The 19,239-nt window shown below is 34.5% G+C and carries 15 protein-coding genes and 2 tRNA genes; 12 read left to right on the top strand and 5 right to left on the bottom strand.

Features of this window, described 5'->3' with window-relative positions; all coding sequences use genetic code 11:
* Positions 1–5 precede the first annotated feature (5 nt).
* A complete protein-coding gene (locus tag HQN62_RS05345) occupies positions 6–2,399 on the bottom strand; it encodes a DUF5916 domain-containing protein (protein ID WP_173503591.1) in 2,394 nt (797 codons plus the stop codon).
* 188 nt (positions 2,400–2,587) lie between these two features.
* Between HQN62_RS05345 and HQN62_RS05340 the strand changes: the two genes are divergently transcribed.
* The gene (locus tag HQN62_RS05340; protein WP_173503590.1) at positions 2,588–3,310 is read left to right on the top strand and encodes a murein L,D-transpeptidase catalytic domain family protein; all 723 of its coding nucleotides are present in this window, start codon (positions 2,588–2,590) and stop codon (positions 3,308–3,310) included.
* Here HQN62_RS05340 and HQN62_RS05335 read toward each other — a convergent pair.
* Together HQN62_RS05335 and HQN62_RS05330 are read right to left on the bottom strand one after the other, a co-directional pair.
* Positions 3,299–4,876 (bottom strand): L,D-transpeptidase family protein, encoded by a 1,578-nt coding sequence (locus HQN62_RS05335; RefSeq protein WP_173503589.1) that lies wholly within the window; start codon positions 4,874–4,876, stop codon positions 3,299–3,301. The two genes, HQN62_RS05340 and HQN62_RS05335, sit on opposite strands and share 12 nt — an antisense overlap.
* Complete coding sequence (locus HQN62_RS05330; RefSeq protein ID WP_116798377.1) at positions 4,869–5,315, bottom strand: GNAT family N-acetyltransferase; 447 nt, start codon at positions 5,313–5,315, stop codon at positions 4,869–4,871. Before HQN62_RS05330 ends, HQN62_RS05335 begins: the two co-directional genes overlap by 8 nt.
* Positions 5,316–5,451: 136 nt before the next feature.
* Between HQN62_RS05330 and HQN62_RS05325 the strand changes: the two genes are divergently transcribed.
* Together HQN62_RS05325 and HQN62_RS05320 are read left to right on the top strand one after the other, a co-directional pair.
* A tRNA-Gly gene (locus HQN62_RS05325) sits at positions 5,452–5,524 on the top strand.
* Positions 5,525–5,573: 49 nt separating this feature from the next.
* Positions 5,574–5,649, top strand: a tRNA-Gly gene (locus tag HQN62_RS05320).
* Between the two features lie 42 nt (positions 5,650–5,691).
* Here HQN62_RS05320 and HQN62_RS05315 read toward each other — a convergent pair.
* On the bottom strand, positions 5,692–6,948 hold the full coding sequence (locus HQN62_RS05315; RefSeq protein WP_173503588.1) for a DUF445 domain-containing protein: 1,257 nt from the start codon (positions 6,946–6,948) through the stop codon (positions 5,692–5,694).
* Between the two features lie 168 nt (positions 6,949–7,116).
* Here HQN62_RS05315 and map point away from each other — a divergent pair, with 168 nt between their 5' ends.
* The 7 genes from map to pruA all read left to right on the top strand — a co-directional run bounded on the left by map (position 7,117) and on the right by pruA (position 15,905).
* Positions 7,117–7,935: a type I methionyl aminopeptidase gene (gene map / locus HQN62_RS05310; protein WP_173503587.1), complete on the top strand. Its 819-nt coding sequence runs from the start codon at positions 7,117–7,119 to the stop codon at positions 7,933–7,935.
* A 124-nt stretch (positions 7,936–8,059) separates the two neighbouring features.
* Positions 8,060–8,434 (top strand): GxxExxY protein, encoded by a 375-nt coding sequence (locus HQN62_RS05305; protein ID WP_116796103.1) that lies wholly within the window; start codon positions 8,060–8,062, stop codon positions 8,432–8,434.
* 85 nt (positions 8,435–8,519) lie between these two features.
* Entirely contained in the window at positions 8,520–9,284 is a 765-nt protein-coding gene (locus HQN62_RS05300) for a class I SAM-dependent methyltransferase (protein WP_173503586.1), read from the top strand.
* 117 nt (positions 9,285–9,401) lie between these two features.
* On the top strand, positions 9,402–12,308 hold the full coding sequence (locus tag HQN62_RS05295; protein WP_173503585.1) for a DEAD/DEAH box helicase: 2,907 nt from the start codon (positions 9,402–9,404) through the stop codon (positions 12,306–12,308).
* Between the two features lie 154 nt (positions 12,309–12,462).
* Positions 12,463–13,713, top strand: coding sequence for a type IX secretion system plug protein (locus HQN62_RS05290; RefSeq protein ID WP_173503584.1), 1,251 nt, complete (start codon positions 12,463–12,465; stop codon positions 13,711–13,713).
* 81 nt (positions 13,714–13,794) lie between these two features.
* Positions 13,795–14,181: a Co2+/Mg2+ efflux protein ApaG gene (gene apaG, locus HQN62_RS05285; RefSeq protein ID WP_116796107.1), complete on the top strand. Its 387-nt coding sequence runs from the start codon at positions 13,795–13,797 to the stop codon at positions 14,179–14,181.
* A gap of 95 nt (positions 14,182–14,276) precedes the next feature.
* Positions 14,277–15,905, top strand: coding sequence for an L-glutamate gamma-semialdehyde dehydrogenase (pruA, locus tag HQN62_RS05280; protein WP_173503583.1), 1,629 nt, complete (start codon positions 14,277–14,279; stop codon positions 15,903–15,905).
* A gap of 132 nt (positions 15,906–16,037) precedes the next feature.
* On the opposite strand, the gene rsmG is transcribed toward pruA, so the two are convergent.
* Positions 16,038–16,667: a 16S rRNA (guanine(527)-N(7))-methyltransferase RsmG gene (rsmG, locus tag HQN62_RS05275; protein WP_173503582.1), complete on the bottom strand. Its 630-nt coding sequence runs from the start codon at positions 16,665–16,667 to the stop codon at positions 16,038–16,040.
* A gap of 107 nt (positions 16,668–16,774) precedes the next feature.
* Here rsmG and HQN62_RS05270 point away from each other — a divergent pair, with 107 nt between their 5' ends.
* Both HQN62_RS05270 and HQN62_RS05265 read left to right on the top strand, forming a co-directional pair.
* Entirely contained in the window at positions 16,775–17,866 is a 1,092-nt protein-coding gene (locus HQN62_RS05270; RefSeq protein ID WP_173503581.1) for a fatty acid desaturase family protein, read from the top strand.
* 41 nt (positions 17,867–17,907) lie between these two features.
* Positions 17,908–19,113 (top strand): pyridoxal phosphate-dependent aminotransferase, encoded by a 1,206-nt coding sequence (locus tag HQN62_RS05265; RefSeq protein WP_116796110.1) that lies wholly within the window; start codon positions 17,908–17,910, stop codon positions 19,111–19,113.
* Positions 19,114–19,239: the final 126 nt, after the last annotated feature.

The raw sequence follows: 19,239 nt of genomic DNA, 5'->3' as shown, positions 1-19,239 counted from the left end.
AATGATCAAAATTTATTTTTTACCACATTATAGTCAATGTAATAGCGAACGCTAACCGAAAAAATACTAGTCAAATTGCTATTGAAAATATTGGTCAAGTTAGACGAAAGGTCTTTCTCTACTTGTCTGGTTTCTTCCAAAGCGTAATTTCGGTACAGGACAATCATTTCGCTTCCGGGAGCAAACCACCATGAGTACGACAAGTCTAAGTTCCAGGAATTGAAATTTCTGTTTTTATTAAGGTTGTAACTAGGATTTGGAGTTAAATAACCATCCTCCTGCAATGTAAAGAATTCATGATTCTCTGCATAAGACCAATAGTAACGGGCATCCAAATTTAGCGCCATTCTATTGGTAATAGCAAATTTTCCAGTAAGTGTGTTTTGAAGAATTTCTCTATTTCTTTCGGCAAATACAATTCCAGAATCGTCATAACCCACACGCCCTCTGTCATTATTTTTGGAGGTATAGTCTAATGCATATTCTAATGAAAATTGATTATTGAATCGGTATTTTGGATTGATGTAGATCTCATAAGTTTGTCTGTTTTCTTCATTATATTTCGTGAATGAAACAGTTGCATCCAAAATAAAAGCATGATTTCTATTCAATTCAAATCCAAAATAAGAATATACCCTTTTCGGTACATACACATAGCGACCGTAAACCCGTGGCTCATAAAAATCAAAAGTTTCTTTAGGTGTGTAAAATAAAGAAAATTCGTAATAGTTGTTTTTTAAAGAAGCTGCTCCTATGGTAGTTTTTAAGTAGTCATCTTGTATTTTACCAGTTGTATTTTGAATTTCCAAACTGGCCTCCTGAAGAACTTTGAAAGTATTAAAAACTGAAGTCGGATTCAAAATTCTATAACTTGCATTGGCGTAAGCAGCATGATAATTGGTGTAATAAATAAGCCCCAGATCATTGACATCATAATCTTCTGAAATGTATTTTCCTGAAATTTCATATCGAATTTTCCCGCTTGTTTTTTCAAAATTCAAGGCTGTTTTATAACCGTCATAATCTTCGAAAGTATTTACAGTACTGCATTTAAAATCACCATTTAAACTATAGCTGTTTTTCTTGGTATTCAAATCGAATAAAAGCCCAGAAACATTGGCGTCCCGAAAACTACCATTTCGAATAGTATTGGTATTGATAAAAGTTACGGATGAATTTTGATTAAAACGTTGGTCCAAAACAACTATATTATAATTGGCAAGCGGTTCAATGACTTCTTTTCTGGTCGTCGAAGTTACAGTGTCTTTTATGGTTGCGTATGTTTTTTCGGTAATGGCGTTCAAAAAACCTATTCCCAAACCTTTTTTCGTTCGTCCTGATATTTTGATTGCATTTAGTAAATCAACGGTACTTGGATAATCTGTAATTTCCTCATTTTCTCCAACCGTGGGGTCCGAACTTGGATATCCTCCAATTCTTCTTGAATAAAAAAGGTTTCCTTTAGAAAACAACTCGGTTCCTTCGGTAAAAAAAGGCCTGTTTTCATCTAATTTTTGTTCAAATGGTTCGAGATTTAAAATAGCATTGTCAAATTTGGTTTGACCAAAATCAGGTACCAAAATCGCATCCAGCGTAAAAGCATCATTGATTCCGTATTTGATATCGAGTCCACCCTTGAATGTATTATCCGACTGGCTGTTGTCTTTTTGATTGTAAAATGAAACGTAAGGAATAAAGAATAATCGAGTTGGAGTCTTGATATTTTCAATTCCTTCCAATAGCCCGTTTTGAGTAAGCTCGGCTCCAATTTTAGTGTCGATTCGGTTCCAGGAATACACTTGAACATCCCGTTGAATATTTCTAAGGAAATTGACACCCCAGGTTTGCTTGTTTGAATTTGAAAAACGTATTGCCGCATAAGGAATTTTCATTTCTACTACCCAACCTTTATCAGTTATCACTGCTTTACTGTCCCAAATAGCATCCCATGAGAAATCTTTATAATCTTCGGTAGCGATGCAATCTAACTGTACTCCGGCTGCGGTCACATAAAATCTAAAATCCTGCTGTCCGTCATTAAACCCATTAATAAAAACAGAAAAGTAATCGGTTACCCCAAAACTGTCTCTGTTAGTGATTTCCTTTTTTATTTTGCTCGGGTTTTCATCGTATAATGTCGCAGCGATATAAATAGCATCATTATCGTAAACGACTTTTACTTCCGTTTTTTTATTTTCACTTATTGGCTTACCGTTATCTGGCTGATACATAACAAAATCGGATGCAATTTCGGCCGAATTCCATGCATCTTCTGTTATTTTACCATCAATAGAAATCTTAGTTGTAATAGACTTCGTATTAAGAGTCTTTTTTTGACCGTACAGTAGACTTGTGCAAATAATTATGATAAAAAAAATACTATTTCGAATTATGGTCATAAAAAACTATTGATTTACAATCAAAAGTAATACAATATTTTAATAAAAAACTGACATAAGTTATTTTTTTTAAAAAAATAATCGATGAAAAGTTAAAATTTACCGTTAAAATACGTTTTTATTTTGACAAGTGGTATTTGTTTGTATATTTGCAATCCCTGAATTAGTTTGTAACCAAATGAAAAACAATGATTTATAAGATATTTATCTCTACATTTTATCTGTTTGTATCATTGTCCTTTAAAGGCAATACCACAAATACTCCTAAAATAGCCACAAATAAAACGACAGTTTCTAATGTAATCTCAAGTATTGACAACAAGATTCAATTAGTTTATAACTCACTACAAGCCAATCAATTTCAATTACCCAAAGAAGAATGTTTTGCTGAAGCATTGAAAGGGTTTTATGAATTAAAAGAAAAAGGGCTAATCAAAAAAGACATATTGACCTTGGTTGATTTTAGTCTATCGTCTAATGCCAAGCGTCTTTGGATTATTAATTTGTCGACAAATGAAATATTGTTTCAATCTTTAGTTGCTCATGGAAGAAACACTGGTGACGAATTTGCGAATAATTTTTCCAACACACCAGAATCTTTCAAAAGCAGTTTGGGCTTTTATGCCACAGGAGAAGTTTACAATGGAAAGCATGGCATTTCGCTAAAACTTGATGGTCTAGAAAAAGGTTTAAATGATCATGCACGCGAAAGAGCTGTTGTGATTCACGGCGCCGATTATGTTTCAGAATCCTTTATAAAATACCATAAGCGCTTAGGAAGAAGCCAAGGATGTCCAGCTGTTCCGCTTGAATTTGCTCCAGAAATTATTTCGATGATAAAAGGTCAATCTTGTCTGTACATTTATCATCCTTCGATAAATAATCAAAAACAATTCAAACTAATTTCGTAGTTGATTATATAAATCGGTATCCAAATTGTAGATATCATCTCTAAAAATCAATTCATCATTTTCACTCCATGCCGTCCAATACCATTGGTAAATCGCATAGCGTTTTGTTATACCAATAAACAGCGTTTTTTTGGTCGCAATGATAGAGTCCATTTTTTCCCTTGAATATTTCTTTGGGTTTTCCAGTAAAAGCTCCACCAATTCTAAAGGCTCTTCAATGCGAACACATCCTGAACTTAGTGAGCGAAAATTTCGTTCAAACAAATCTCGATGATTGGTGTCATGCAAGTAAACACTATACCTATTAGGAAAATTAATTTTGACAACTCCCAAAGCATTATAATAACCCGGTTTTTGGATATAGCGATATCCTCTGGGGCGCTTTTCATTCCAATTTTTTGGATCTACTTCATTAGTGTCAGAGTCATATATCCCAATACCCTTGTTTTTCAAGTAGTTTCTATTTTTGATTAATTCAGGAATAATATCCTCTTTCAAAATAGTCGGAGGAACCGTCCATGTAGGATTAAAAACAATCGTTTGCAACACCGAAGTCAATACCGGAGTCCTTCTTTTATTTTTCCCCACCACAATACGTTTACTCATAGTAACGTTTTGGTCTTCTACTACATTTAGGCTATAATTAGGAATGTTAATCAGAACATAATTTTGAGCAAATGATTTAGCAAACCATCTCCAACGTTCCAGATTAACTATGATTTGATGTTTTCTTTCTTCTTTTGTAAAATTAAGTGCTTTTATGGTGCTTTTGCCAATCACACCATCCGAAATCAAACCATGTCGAGTTTGAAATTTCTTGACCGCTTCAAACGTTTTATCATCATACACAGAATTAATGCTGTCTTTACTGTCCAAATCTTTCCAATAAAGCAATTTCTTTTTGATATTGACTATTGCCCTATTTTTATGATTGCGTCTTATTATCCCTGTGGTATCTACCTGCTGTGTTTTGTCCTCCGGAAATCCATTAATAAGTTCCAAAGCTTTTATTATTTTTTTGTAAGTCAACGCTTTTGGCTCAAATTTTTCTGTTATACAAATAAGAGAATCTTTTTCCAAAGCATTATTCAAAATAGAATTCATGTCCAATTCATCGACAGGTAAGTCCCAATTATTGTATAGTTTTCTTGGGTTAAGTTTTCCATTATGAAGATGAATCAGGTATTTTTCAAAATTATAAGTAAGTAGCAAATCATAGTTTAACTGTTCTTCTTCGTCCAATTCACTGAACTTTTTTTCAAGATCTTCTAATTTTGAAATGTTATAATCTGATGGATTTAATCCTTCTCTTTCACATTCTTTGATGATTTTAAGAATGATTTTTCTGTTTTTTTCAGATTGCCATACCGTTTGATTGTCTCTGGATCTATAAAAATCCATGAGTGATTTGCTTTTAAAAGGAGTAATCAACAGAGTGTCAATTTCAATAACCTCTCCTTCTTTGTCTGTAGGGTCAGATATTTTTAAAGAGTCCAAATTTAGAATAGGCTCTTTTTTGCAACTTATTAAAACTGCAAAGACAATAAACAAATAAAACTTATTCATTTCTTATACTTTTTGCCATTAAATAATGCTCGCCAACATCTTTGATTTCAAAAGCCATTCCAACTTTGGCGTAGCCCAATTTTTCATAAAAGCCAACAGCAACTGTTCTGGCATTAAACCAAATTAAATCGGATTGCAGTTTTTTACAATACACTTCACAATGCTTAACCAGTAATTCTCCGATTCCTTTTTTTTGATGCGATTCTAAAACAGCCATTCCTCGAATTTGATATTGATTATTGGCTGCAAAGATGACATTATTATTTTTAAAAATAGATATAATTCCTACTAGATCATTATTTAGGAAATACCCAAAATGACGAGTTGAAGGTAAAGCATCACCTTCAAATTGACAAGTTTCGATTGGTTTTCCTTTTCTAAGAACAGCATGTCTTACGGAATAGGTCTCTAAATCAGTTATTTTTTCGATGTTTTGCATGGTCATTTAAAAAAAATAAAAGTATAACATTTTAATTTTAAAACGGTTGTAATCAAGAATGAGAAATGTCGATTTATTTTTCAAAAAAAAATTTGCAAATAACTGTTTTTATTATTTATCTTTGCACCTCAGTAATGCGAAAGTAGCTCAGTTGGTAGAGCTCCAGCCTTCCAAGCTGGTTGTCGCGAGTTCGAGCCTCGTCTTTCGCTCTAAAATCAAATTCATTTTGATTGTAAAGGGTAAATTTTAATGATTAATGCGAAAGTAGCTCAGTTGGTAGAGCTCCAGCCTTCCAAGCTGGTTGTCGCGAGTTCGAGCCTCGTCTTTCGCTCCAAAACCTCAAATGAAAATTTGGGGTTTTTTTTATTCCAAAATTTCACATCACAAAACTCTGTAACACGCATTCTACTGCGTAAATCAAAAGCCCTACCAAACCTCCCACAAGAGTTCCATTAATTCTTATATACTGAAGATCGCTTCCTATTTCCAGTTCCAACTTTTTGGAAACCTCATCAGTATCCCAACTTTTTACGGTGGAAGATATCAAATCGCCAATCATTTTTTTATTATTGATAAGCACTGACAACACATCATTCTTGATGAAATTATTAATCTTATCCATCATCAACTGATCGGACTGAATTCCTTTTCCAAAACTCTGTATCATATTGGCAATACTCTTTTTAATAGTTGATTTATCTTTTTGATCCAAATCATTCATAATAGACGTTTTGATCTCCAACCAAATACCGCTGATATAATCCTGCACCTCTTTTTTGTTAGCAAAACCAAGAACCAAATCATTGACCTTCTGCTGCATTTCAGGAGATTCTTTCAACTCGTTTATAAAATCTATTACATAGTTGTTTACTTTTTTTCGAATAGTACTGTCTTGATGACTTGCCTGCTCCAGAAAATTATACAATCCATTGAAAATTCCTTCTGTTATTTTTTTATCGGCCAAACCAAAAGAAAGAAACGGAGTCGAACTTTTTACTTTTTCTTCAATCAGATGTTTGTTGTTTTGTAATTCAACTATAAGTGTTTTCAAAACATTGGTTACCAATTCTTCTTGTTTATCGCTTTTGGCCAATGATTCCAAACCAAGAGCAATCCATTCAGCAAAATTTACTTTGCTTAGCTTACCACTAAACTGCGTTTGTATAAAATGCTGAACTTCGGTATCGTCTATCGTTTTCAAAACTCCCGGAATAACATTTTCAGCAATTAAGCCAGCAACTATATTAGCATTTTTCGCATCAATCAACCAATCAGAAGCTTTCATTGCCACATTAAATTGATCAATTTTTACTTCTAATTTTTCTCTTATCAAAAATTCTTCTGAAACAAAATCCCCAAGATTCTCCCCTATTTTATCTTTGTTACTAGGAATCAAAGCCGTATGGGGTATCGGAATTCCAAGCGGATGCCGGAACAGCGCCACAACAGCAAACCAATCGGCAATACCACCAACCATGGCAGCTTCGCTAAAAGCTTTCAGCCAATCATATTTATAGACGTTGGCAAACACAAAAAGAACTACAGCAAATCCCAAAAGAATCAATGCATTTCTTTTCATCTTACTCAAATCCTGTTCTTTCTTCCTGTTTTCCTGTTCTAGAACTGCATCCATAGTTAACAAATTGATTTATTAGCTAATTTAAGCATTTAAAAAACTATACTTTAAAAAATTAATTGCAAAATTCACTTATCCTTGCTATTAAGTATAAAAATTAAAACAAACTCAACACAAAAGAAATAATTTTAAAATTGTACTTTTGCACACTGAAAATTCGAAAATATGATTATTCAAAAAACCCGTGAGGAAATAGAATTAATGCGCGAAAGTGCGTTGATCGTATCAAAAACATTAGGAATGATAGCTTCTGAAATAAAAGAAGGAGTTACAACATTATATCTAGACAAAAGAGCCGAAGAATTTATCAAGGATCATGGTGCAGTACCAAGTTTCCTTGGACTTTATGGATTCCCGAATTCATTGTGCATGAGTCCAAATTCTCAAGTGGTACACGGAATTCCGAACAACAAACCATTAGAAAGTGGCGATGTAATTTCGGTTGATTGCGGTGCTTTCAAAAACGGATTTCACGGAGACCACGCCTACTCTTTTGAAATTGGCGATGTTGCTCCCGAAACCAAAAAACTACTTCAAGTTACCAAAGAATCTTTATACGTAGGAATCCGCGAATTGCGTTTGGGTAACCGTGTAGAAGATGTTGGAAATGCGATCCAGAAATATACCGAAGCACATGGTTATGGTGTGGTTCGAGAACTAGTGGGTCACGGTGTGGGACAAAAAATGCACGAAGATCCCGAAATGCCCAATTACGGAAAAAGAGGTCGAGGCAAACTTTTTATCGAAGGAATGGTCGTTGCAATTGAACCGATGATTAATATGGGAACCAAAAACATCAAACAGCATAAAGACGGTTGGACTATCACCACTGCCGACGGAAAACCATCTGCACATTTTGAACACGACGTTGCCATCATCGATGGAAAACCTGAAATTTTATCGACTTTCTACTATATCTATAAAGAATTGGGAATCGTGAGCAATGAAGAAGATGAATTTAGAAAAGTGCCTTTAGTATTATAAACACGAATTTCACTAATTAGCACGAATTCAAAATCTATCTAAATTTCACTAACTAAATTGAAAAACACTAATTTCACGAATTGGCACAAATTCTAAATCTATTAAATTTCACTAACATCAAAAGATGCACGATTTATATTTAAAAGAAGAAGCTTATACAATTGTTGGTCTTTGTATGGAGGTTCATAAAATTCTTGGAAAAGGACATAGTGAAAAGGTTTATGGAGATGCTTTAGAATACGAGTTTAAGAAAAATAATATTCCCTATTCAAGAGAATCAAAATTCAATATTGAATATAAAGAAATCATCTTGCCAACTTATTATTTTGCCGATTTTGTAATTTTTGATGAAATTATTTTAGAAATAAAAGCAATTCAACAACTTTCCAGTAGTGAAATAAAACAAACATTAAACTATCTTGCCGCATCACAAAACAGACTAGGATTACTAGTTAATTTTGGAGAAGACAGCCTAAAATACAAAAGAATAATTCTTTAACCATAACATAATATTCGTGAAATTCTTATTTTACACACCATTCATTCGTGTAAATTCGTGAAATTCGTGTTTAAATTTTTATCAAATGAAATCTGTGTTTAAACTTATACTCAATACAATCCCGCGTCCCATTCTTATTCGTTTAAGTTATGTAGCACGCCCTTTTATCGCTTTTTCATTAAAAGGAGACACTTATACCGATCCAATTGACGGGAAAAGCTTCAAATCGTTCTTACCTTACGGGTACGAAACGCAACGCAATAATGTGCTTTCGCCAAGTACACTTTCGTTGGAGAGACACCGTTTACTGTGGCTATACCTAAACGAGCAAACCGATTTTTTTACCGCTCCAAAGAAAGTATTGCATTTTGCACCGGAACAGGCTTTTTACAAAATGTTCCGCAAGCAAAAAAATTTAGACTATACGACAACCGATTTGTTTTCGCCCTTGGCGGATGTAAAGGCAGACATTTGCAATTTGCCTTTCGAAGACAATCAATATGATGTAATTCTCTGCAACCACGTATTGGAACACATCCCAGACGACACCAAAGCGATGCAGGAATTGTACCGCGTTTTGAAACCGGGCGGAATGGCTATTTTGCAAATTCCACAAGATTTGAATAGAGCCGTAACCTTTGCTGACGATACGATTACTGACCAAAAAGAACGTGCCAAAATATTTGGACAATACGACCACGTACGTATTTATGGCCGCGATTATTTTGACAAACTAAGGAGCATTGGTTTTACTGTTATTGAGGAAGATTACACCAATAAAATAGCGCCCGAATTGGTAGAAAGATATTGTTTGGCAAAAGGCGAAATCATTCCTGTTTGTTTTAAATAAATGAGATTATTGCTAGTTAAAAAATTCAACACAGATTTCACAGATTAGCACAGATATATCATTAGGTTAGATAATAATCTGTGTAAATCTGTGAAATCCGTGTTTAAATAATCGCACTTGAAAACCGAGAATAACTTTCAGTTCTGCTTTGATATTAGTTTTGAGAAAAGGCTAAACACCTATATTCCGACTGCTTATATTGTCGGACATTCCGAAGCTATAACTTATCTGGACAAAAAAGCGAGTCCCGAAGTCCTTCAAAGTTTTGGCGTTGTTTTCGAAAATTTAGACACAAACACTAAAAAAGTTTTATCACTTTGTGAAGCGCTTAAGCCTGAAGTGATTTTCAAGAAATTCAACAAAAACAGTAAATCGTCCAAAACCATTGAGGATTTACTTAAAGACAGTAAGCTGGAATTTGGTATTCGCCAATTCATAAAAACTAATCTAGACCAGTTTTATACTTTAGTTTCTCAAGATGATCTTCCAATTTCGCTTAATTTGGGAAAAGAAAAAGATTTTCGCATTAGTCGAATTGCGCCTAAAAATCCAGCATTAGAAACCAGTCTTCTATTTGACAAACACGAAAACGGAATTTCCTATACGTTACTTTTAAAGGACGACACTACAGTATTTGCACCCTCAAACACAACGATTACTCTTCTTTTGGACGAACCGGGATGGTTAGTAGCCTATCATAAACTGCACCGCTTAAAAGACATCAACACTAAAAAAATCACTCCTTTTTTAACTAAAAAATCTGTTGAGATTCCGTCAAAATTGGTTCCTGACTATTTTGAAAAATTCATCAAGGATATTGCAAAAAAAGCAGATATAAAAGCTACCGGATTTGCAGTCGAACTTAAAGACAAAGTCACATCCTGTTCGCTCCAGCTGGCCCACGATTTTTTTAAAAACACTTATTTTATCAACCTTTTATTCGACTACGACGGTTTTAGTTTCGACAATAGCAAAACCAAGAAAACTCATTCTGAAATTGACACCCGCAATTTGGATGAAATCAAAGTCATTCAATATAAAAGGACAGCCGAAGAAGCATCATTTGAAAACAAATTATTAGACATCGGCTTAATTAAAACCGAAAATGGATTGTTTGGACTTTCGCCAAAAGCAGAAAAACAAGATCCTTATTTAACCATTCAATGGGTAATCGAAAATCAAGAAACCCTAGAATCTTATGGTTTTTCGGTTAAAGATTTAAAAATAGACAGCAAGAAAATCGACACTCATAAAGTAAGTATTCACTTCTCGAATGAAGTCAAAAGCGATTGGTTTGACATCAAAATGACAGTCGTTTGCGAGTCATTTGAGTTTAATTTCACCGAAATAGTTTCGAACATAAAGAACCGAAACAGACTTTTCCTTTTGCCAAATGGCAACTACTTTTTAATTCCAATCGAATGGATGACGCTTTACGGTCCAATGGCCAAATTGGCGAAAATCCAAAACGGAAATCTTACGTTACCAAAAAGCAATTTTGCAGTTTTAGAAGACATTCCAGAGCTTAAATATTCCATAAATTTAAAAGCAGATATCGAGTATCAGCCTTCAACATTGGTGAAAGCTACATTGAGACCCTATCAAATTGAAGGGGTCAAATGGTTATTGGAACATTACAACAATGGCTTGGGAGCTTGCTTAGCCGACGATATGGGATTGGGAAAAACACTCCAAACCTTAACTACCCTAGTAGCCGTACAAGAACAGTTGGATTATGAAAAGGCCGAAAACGTTCAACTCGATTTGTTCGGGAACGAAATTGCAACACCAAAAGAATATCTAAAAGCATTGATTGTTCTGCCTTCCTCTTTGGTTTTTAACTGGTACAATGAAGCACGTAAATTCACACCGCATTTTCGACGAGTGCAATACATTGGCAACGACCGAAAAATCCTTTCTAAAAAATTAGAAAAATACGATGTGATTTTCACGAGTTACGCGATCGTTTCTAGAGACATTTCGATTTTGGAAAAATACAATTTCAGGTATTTGATTTTGGACGAAAGTCAATACATCAAAAACAAAAACTCCAAAATTTTCAAGGCAATCAATCAAGTTAAAGCCAACCATAAAATATCTCTGAGCGGAACTCCGATCGAAAATTCACTTGATGATTTATGGTCGCAAATGCAATTTATCAATCCGAATATCTTGGGGAGTTATTCCTTTTTTGCCGAAAATTATAAATTTCCAATCGAGAAAAAGCAAGACGAACATAGTTTATTGGAACTAAAAAATCTCATCAGTCCTTTTATTTTACGACGCACCAAAGAACAGGTTTTAAAAGATTTACCGGAACTATCCGAGCAGATTTTCTATTGTGAAATGGAACCTGAACAAGAAAAATTATACGAAGAGGAAAAATCCAAAGCCCGAAACTCGTTATTAAAAACTGATGGTTCTGGAATAGACAAAATCAATATCATCAACACATTGATGCGCTTGAGACAATTGAGCAATCACCCCAAAATGATTGATTCCAAATCGGAAATGGATTCGGGGAAATATATCGCCGTGACCCGATATTTAGAAACTTTGGTACAATCCAACCAAAAAACAATTATTTTCAGTTCGTTTGTATCCAATTTGGATTTTTATAAAAATTGGTGCAAGGAAAACAAAATCGATTTCTGTGAACTCACGGGAGAAACCCCTTTGAAAGAAAGGGAATACCAAGTCAATCGTTTTCAGGAACAGGAAAAACCATTACTGTTTTTCATCTCTTTGAAAGCGGGAGGCGTTGGGCTTAATATTACCAAAGCTTCTTATGTCGTTTTCTTGGATCCTTGGTGGAATCCTTTTTCGGAAAAACAGGGAATTGGCCGTGCACATAGAATTGGCCAATTGAATAAGGTAAACGTGATTCGGTTTATCGCCAAAAATACTGTTGAAGAAAAAATTATCCGCTTGCAGGAAAGCAAAAAACTATTGGCTGATTCACTTCTGGACGAAAATTATATTAGCACAGAGATTGAAGATAATTTAGAATTTATATTGGAGTAGAAGGGATTTTAGATTGAAGATTAGCGATTTTAGATTTGGTTTGCTAAATATTTAGGTTGTCGATTTAATGAGGTGCATACTTCTGAAATCAAAAATCGTTAATCAAAAATCAACAATCGTTTGTATATTTACAATTCATGAACGATAACCAATAATGAAATCAATAGCCGTTTTACTTCTTTCTTTCTTTTGTCTAACTGTTACTGCTCAAGTAGAGACTGAAATAGCCCCTCCCTATAATATCAAAACGGTTTCTTTTGTACAGAGCAATCAAAACGTTATTCCCATATTCAGACTGGGAGAACAATTTGAATTCCAATTTGATGATTTATTTGGCAACGAAGCCGACTATTATTACGAAATCAAACATTGTGATTACAATTGGGTTCCAACAGACATTCCAAAAAGCGAATACCTTTCCGGTTTTGACGGTCAAAAAATCCAAGAGTATGTAAACTCTTTCAATACTTTGCAGATTTTTACCCATTATAAATTATCCCTTCCAAATAACTACAGTAAAATACTCTTGAGTGGTAATTATGTTCTTACCATTTTGAATTCGGACAAAGAAGTTGTCATGAAAAGGTATTTCATTTTATATGAAGACTTGGTTTCAGTTCCTTTAAAAATCAGAAAAGCTCGAACAGTCAAAAACATTCATACGAAACATAATTTAGATTTTGAAATCAAAACGGGAGATCAAATTTTATTTCAAAACCCAATGCAAAACCTAAAGGTTCTTTTGCTTCAAAACGGAAAATTCAGTACTGCCATAAAAAATGTTCCTCCACAATACACAGTCAGCAATAATTTTGTTTATAAATATGATCAGGAAACACAGTTTTGGGCAGGAAACGAATTTTTAAATTTTGATTCCAAAGACCTCAAAAACGCCAATAACTATGTGAGTTTTGTCAACTCAGACAATGATATTTACAACACTCATTTATATACCAATAATGACAAAGCAAATTTTCCATACACAAACTACTCAGACCTTAACGGAAATTTTTCTATCCGAAAACTAGACGGTGAAAACAACACAATTGAGGCGGATTATTCTTGGGTCTACTTCAGTCTCTCTTCTCCTTTGGCCAATCCAAGTTCGTCTATTTACGTAGTTGGGATGTTCAATAATTACAGCTTGACCCCAGAAAATAAAATGGATTTTAATTCCAAAAACGGTCTTTATGAAAAAGCGATCTTAATCAAACAAGGATTTACAAACTACCAATATTTGACCGTAAACAATAAAGGAATTATCGATCAGGAGCATGCTATCGATGGAAATTTTTATCAAACCGAAAACGAATATAACGTATTGGTTTATTACAAAGGAAGCAGCGATCGATACGAGAAGGTCATTGGTCGAGGAACCGCCAGTTCATTAAACATTACAAATTAGAAAACTTTAGTTTTTTTTTAATTAAAATATTCATTTTTTTTGTAGATTTGTTGCCATACAGCACTTAATTAGCTCATTAACATGGTTTCACAAATAACAAGAGGCATTAAAATTTCGGTATTGACTAGTTTTGAAGGAACGTACTTCAAAAACTACAAGATTCATTTTGCCTTTAGTTATGAGATCACAATCGAAAACCACAGTAAAGATTCTGTACAATTGACTTCGCGCCATTGGGAAATCTTTGATTCTTTAAATGATTTAGAATTTGTGGATGGAGAAGGCGTTATTGGCAAAAAACCAGTATTGAAACCAGGAGAACAACACACCTACAGTTCAGGATGTCTATTATCATCTCCTTACGGAGCCATGAAAGGTTATTTCAATATGATTAACTTTACTTCTACCAAATCTTTTAGAGTTATCGTGCCTACGTTCAGACTTTGTGCTCCTTTCGCATTGAATTAATTTGACTTTAATTATGACATTTTTAGCATAATTTAAATCTTTCCTTTGTACTTTTGCATCAAATTTATAATCGTTTAATATTTAATTATAGAGATATGCTAAAAGGATTTTTCAATGTACCCAAAGCGGTAAACGAACCCGTAAAAGGATACGCACCTAATTCCCCAGAAAAAGCGGCTGTTTTATCAGCTTATAAAGAAATGTGGAATACTAAAATTGACGTTCCATTATATATTGGTAGCGAAGAAATTAGAACAGGAAACACTAAAAACATGACCGCTCCACACGATCATCAGCATATCGTAGGAACTTATCATTTAGCCGAAAAAGGACATGTACAAAAAGCTATTGCCAATGCCTTGGAATCCAGAACAGCATGGGCAAATATGGCCTGGGAACAAAGAGCAGCCATTTTCTTAAAAGCAGCTGAATTGATTGCCGGTCCTTACAGAGCAAAAATTAACGCAGCAACGATGATTGGGCAATCCAAAAATATTCATCAAGCCGAAATCGACGCTGCCTGTGAATTAATTGACTTTTTACGTTTTAACGTTGAATTCATGACTCAAATTTACGCAGACCAACCTAAATCGGCATCCGATATGTGGAACCGTTTAGAATACAGACCGCTTGAAGGTTTTGTATATGCTATTACTCCATTCAACTTTACAGCTATTGCTGCCAACTTGCCTGCAAGTGCTGCTATGATGGGGAATGTTGTAGTTTGGAAACCAAGCGACAGTCAAGTATTCTCTGCCAAAGTTATTATCGATGTATTCAAAGAAGCGGGAGTTCCTGATGGCGTAATCAACGTTGTTTTTGGAGATGCATTGATGATTACAGACACTGTTTTGGCAAGCCGTGATTTTGCTGGAATCCACTTTACTGGTTCTACTCATGTATTCAAAGATATCTGGGCAAAAATTGGAACAAACATTCACCATTACAAAACATATCCACGAATTGTTGGAGAAACTGGTGGTAAAGATTTTATCATTGCTCACCCAAGTGCCAACCCAAAACAAGTGGCTACAGGAATTGTTCGTGGAGCATTTGAATTTCAAGGACAAAAATGTTCTGCTGCTTCAAGAGCTTATGTACCACAAAGCTTATGGCCAGCTATTAAAGAGCAATTAATTACGGATACAAAATCAATGAAAATGGGTTCTCCAGAAGATTTCAGCAATTTTATAACTGCTGTTATTCATGAAGGCTCATTTGATAAATTGGCTAGTTATATTGACCAAGCCAAAAAAGATGCTGATGCCGAAATTATCGTTGGTGGAAATTATGACAAATCTGTTGGATACTTTATTGAGCCAACTATTATAGTAACTACAGATCCTCATTATTCTACAATGGAAACCGAATTATTCGGACCTGTTATGACAATTTATGTTTATGAAGACGCTAAATGGTCTGAAACATTAAAATTGGTAGATTCTACATCTGAATATGCTTTAACTGGAGCAGTTTTCAGTCAAGACCGTTACGCTATTGAAGAAGCAACAACAGCTTTACAAAATGCAGCCGGAAACTTCTACATTAATGACAAACCAACTGGAGCTATCGTAGGAATGCAGCCATTTGGCGGAGCAAGAGCTTCAGGAACTAACGACAAAGCTGGTTCTGCATTGAACTTATTGCGTTGGGCTTCTCCAAGAACGATCAAAGAGACATTCGTAACTCCAACAGATTACAGATATCCTTTTTTAGCAGAATAGTTTTAAAAAAAAGTTTCAGGTTTCAGGTTTCAAGTTTGAAAATCTTTGACGAAAATAAAATAGCCGAATCTTAATTTAAGATTCGGCTATTACTTTTTATACGCTCCAACAAACTTGAAACCTGAAACTTTTTTAAACCACAAACTTCAACGGCAAGTGAACCACTTTTTTAGTCTCGAAAAACTCATCCTCGAAGAAATCAGAAATATTATATTCTGTCGCTTTCGGGAAATCTTTAAGTTCTTCTGTCAAATCACCGCCCTTCAAATAAAGAATACCGTTTTTCAATTCGTGTTTGCTTTGTTTCTTGATTTTGGTTTTTACCCAAGACACAAAATCAGGCATATTGGTCACAGCACGACTTACTATAAAATCAAAATCACCTTTCACATTTTCGGCACGAAGTTGTTCGGCTTTGACATTTTTTAGTTCTAATGCTTCTGCAACTGCCTGAACCACCTTAATTTTTTTGGCAATAATATCAATCAGAAAAAACCTTGTTTCAGGGAAAAGAATAGCCAATGGAATTCCTGGAAATCCACCACCGGTTCCCACATCCAACACATAAGTTCCGGGTTCAAACTTATTTACTTTGGCAATGGCCAATGAATGCAATATATGTTTAGTGTATAACGAATCAATATCTTTACGTGAAATAACGTTGATTTTTTCGTTCCAATCGTGGTATAAAAAATCCAATTTTTGAAACTTTTCTATCTGACTATCAGATAGGTTAGGAAAATACTTTAGAATCTCGTCCATCTTAAAAATTTTTAACAAAAGTACTGCTTTTAGCTTATAAATATTTAACTCAATATTGTATGTTGAAAATATATATTGGTTACCTTTGCAAATATTCAAAAAATTATATGAACAATACCGCACCTACATTTGCAAAACAAGATAATTTAAAGTTTTTTAGAACTCTTAATTCTCGAGTTAACAGCTATTTCAAAGAAAATAATATCGAAAAAACTGGAAACTGGAAAATCCATTTGAAGACTGTAATTCTTTTTACCGTCTTCCTTGTCCCCTATTTTTTGATACTTACTTTAGACATGCCATTTTGGGCACATCTTCTATTAACCATTGTTATGGGAATTGGGATGGCCGGAATCGGAATGAACGTAATGCACGATGCCAACCACGGATCATACTCAACCAAAAGCTGGGTTAATAAATTTATGGGAGGAACCATATACGTATTGGCTGGAAACGTACACAACTGGCAAGTACAACACAACGTTTTACACCATACTTATACAAACATTATAGGTCATGACGAAGACTTAGAAGCAGGAAGAATTATGCGTTTCTCCAAAGAAGCGGAGTGGCATAAATTTCATAAATTTCAACAATATTACGCTGTGTTTTTATACGGTTTATTGACTTTCAATTGGGCTATTACTACTGATTTTAAACAAATGAGCAGTTATATCAAAAGAAAATTATCTTATGGTGAGCCAAAAAGTCCAAAAGTGCTTTGGACAACATTAATCATCACAAAAGTAATTTACCTATCCATTTGGATTGTTTTACCAATTGTTATCGGAATCACGTGGTGGAAAGTTTTGGTTGGATTTTTCGTAATGCATTACACGGCTGGATTAATCTTAAGTATTGTATTTCAATTGGCACACGTAGTTGACGAAGCTGCCAATCCACAACCAAACGAAACTGGGGAAATGGAAAACACTTGGGCTATTCACCAATTGTTCACCACAGTTAATTTCGCACCAAAAAACAAAATTGTAAACTGGTACACTGGAGGATTAAATCACCAAATTGAGCACCATATTTTTCCGCACATTAGCCATGTTCACTATGGTAAAATCGCAAAAATTGTAAAAGAAACGGCCAAAGAATGCCAATTACCATATTACGAATACAAAACAATGACAGCTGCTGTTGTTGCCCATTTCAAACATTTAAGAACATTGGGACTAGAACCCGCACTATAATTATTATCTAAAAAAAGAATAAACCAAAAAATTACAATTTAATGAGCAATCCACTTTCAGACAGAATTAACAATTTAGCCACATCGCAAACATTAGCTATGGCTGCATTGGCAAGAGAATTAAAAGCACAAGGAAAAGACATTATCAGTTTAAGTTTAGGAGAACCAGATTTCAATACCCCAGATTTCATCAAAGAAGCTGCAAAACGCGCTATCGATGAAAACTACAGCACCTATTCTCCAGTAGAAGGTTATGCGGAATTAAAAGAAGCAATTTGCAGAAAATTCAAAAGAGACAATAATTTAGATTACAAGCCATCACAAATTGTGGTTTCAACAGGAGCCAAACAATCTTTATATAACATTGCACAAGTAATGCTTAACGACGGTGACGAGGTAATTTTACCAGCACCTTACTGGGTATCTTACTTCGAAATTGTAAAATTATCAGGAGGAGTTCCTGTAGAAGTTCCAACTTCTGTAGAAACAGATTTCAAAATCACTCCAGAACAATTAGAGGCAGCTATCACACCAAAAACAAAAATGATGTGGTTCAGTTCTCCTTGTAACCCAAGTGGATCTGTTTACAACAGAGAAGAATTGACTGCCCTTGCAAAAGTTTTAGAAAAATACCCACACGTATATGTAGTTGCCGACGAAATTTATGAGCACATCAATTTCTCAGGAACTTTCTGCAGCATAGCTTCTATTCCAGGAATGTTAGAAAAAACCATAACTGTAAATGGAGTTGCCAAAGCATTTGCTATGACAGGATGGAGAATTGGATATATTGGAGCACCAGAATTCATTGCTAAAGCCTGTATCAAAATTCAAGGTCAAGTAACCAGTGGCGCCAACAGTATTGCACAACGTGCTACTATTACTGCTGTAGATGCTGACCCATCTGTATTGAAACACATGGTTGACGCTTTCCAAAGCCGTAGAGATTTAGTAGTTGGATTATTAAAAGAGATTCCAGGTGTAAAAATCAACGTTCCAGAAGGAGCTTTCTATGTATTCCCAGACGTTTCTTCTTTCTTCGGAAAAACATTAAAAGGAACATTAATCAAAGATGCTAATGATTTCTCTATGTATCTTTTGGCCGAAGCTTGTGTAGCGACTGTAACTGGTGACGCTTTTGGAAACCCAAATTGCATCCGTTTCTCTTACGCAACTAGCGAAGAATTATTAAAAGAAGCATTACGCAGAATCAAAGAAGCGGTTTCGCTTACTGAAGTTCTGGCATAACATAAAATTTGTTTAAAGTTTAAAATAGTTTAAGGTTTAAAGTTTCATCGCTTTATACTTTAAACTATTTTTTTTAAGCAAAACTCAACCAGCTTCTATCTGATTTATTGACAAAAAATTCGTAAC

The sequence above is a fragment of the Flavobacterium sp. M31R6 genome, from assembly GCF_013284035.1.
In the GTDB taxonomy this organism is placed as follows: Bacteria; Bacteroidota; Bacteroidia; order Flavobacteriales; family Flavobacteriaceae; genus Flavobacterium.
This window is presented reverse-complemented; position numbering and strand designations above follow the sequence as displayed.

Excerpts from the sequence above, each read along its gene's own strand:
- HQN62_RS05265 (WP_116796110.1), top strand. The coding sequence starts at position 17,908 with ATGAGCAATCCACTTTCAGACAGAATTAACAATTTAGCCACATCGCAA.
- HQN62_RS05300 (WP_173503586.1), top strand. The coding sequence starts at position 8,520 with ATGAAATCTGTGTTTAAACTTATACTCAATACAATCCCGCGTCCCATT.
- HQN62_RS05305 (WP_116796103.1), top strand. The coding sequence starts at position 8,060 with ATGCACGATTTATATTTAAAAGAAGAAGCTTATACAATTGTTGGTCTT.
- HQN62_RS05315 (WP_173503588.1), bottom strand. The coding sequence starts at position 6,948 with ATGGATGCAGTTCTAGAACAGGAAAACAGGAAGAAAGAACAGGATTTG.
- apaG (WP_116796107.1), top strand. The coding sequence starts at position 13,795 with ATGGTTTCACAAATAACAAGAGGCATTAAAATTTCGGTATTGACTAGT.
- HQN62_RS05345 (WP_173503591.1), bottom strand. The coding sequence starts at position 2,399 with ATGACCATAATTCGAAATAGTATTTTTTTTATCATAATTATTTGCACA.
- rsmG (WP_173503582.1), bottom strand. The coding sequence starts at position 16,667 with ATGGACGAGATTCTAAAGTATTTTCCTAACCTATCTGATAGTCAGATA.
- HQN62_RS05330 (WP_116798377.1), bottom strand. The coding sequence starts at position 5,315 with ATGCAAAACATCGAAAAAATAACTGATTTAGAGACCTATTCCGTAAGA.
- map (WP_173503587.1), top strand. The coding sequence starts at position 7,117 with ATGATTATTCAAAAAACCCGTGAGGAAATAGAATTAATGCGCGAAAGT.
- HQN62_RS05335 (WP_173503589.1), bottom strand. The coding sequence starts at position 4,876 with ATGAATAAGTTTTATTTGTTTATTGTCTTTGCAGTTTTAATAAGTTGC.
- HQN62_RS05340 (WP_173503590.1), top strand. The coding sequence starts at position 2,588 with ATGATTTATAAGATATTTATCTCTACATTTTATCTGTTTGTATCATTG.
- pruA (WP_173503583.1), top strand. The coding sequence starts at position 14,277 with ATGCTAAAAGGATTTTTCAATGTACCCAAAGCGGTAAACGAACCCGTA.
- HQN62_RS05290 (WP_173503584.1), top strand. The coding sequence starts at position 12,463 with ATGAAATCAATAGCCGTTTTACTTCTTTCTTTCTTTTGTCTAACTGTT.
- HQN62_RS05270 (WP_173503581.1), top strand. The coding sequence starts at position 16,775 with ATGAACAATACCGCACCTACATTTGCAAAACAAGATAATTTAAAGTTT.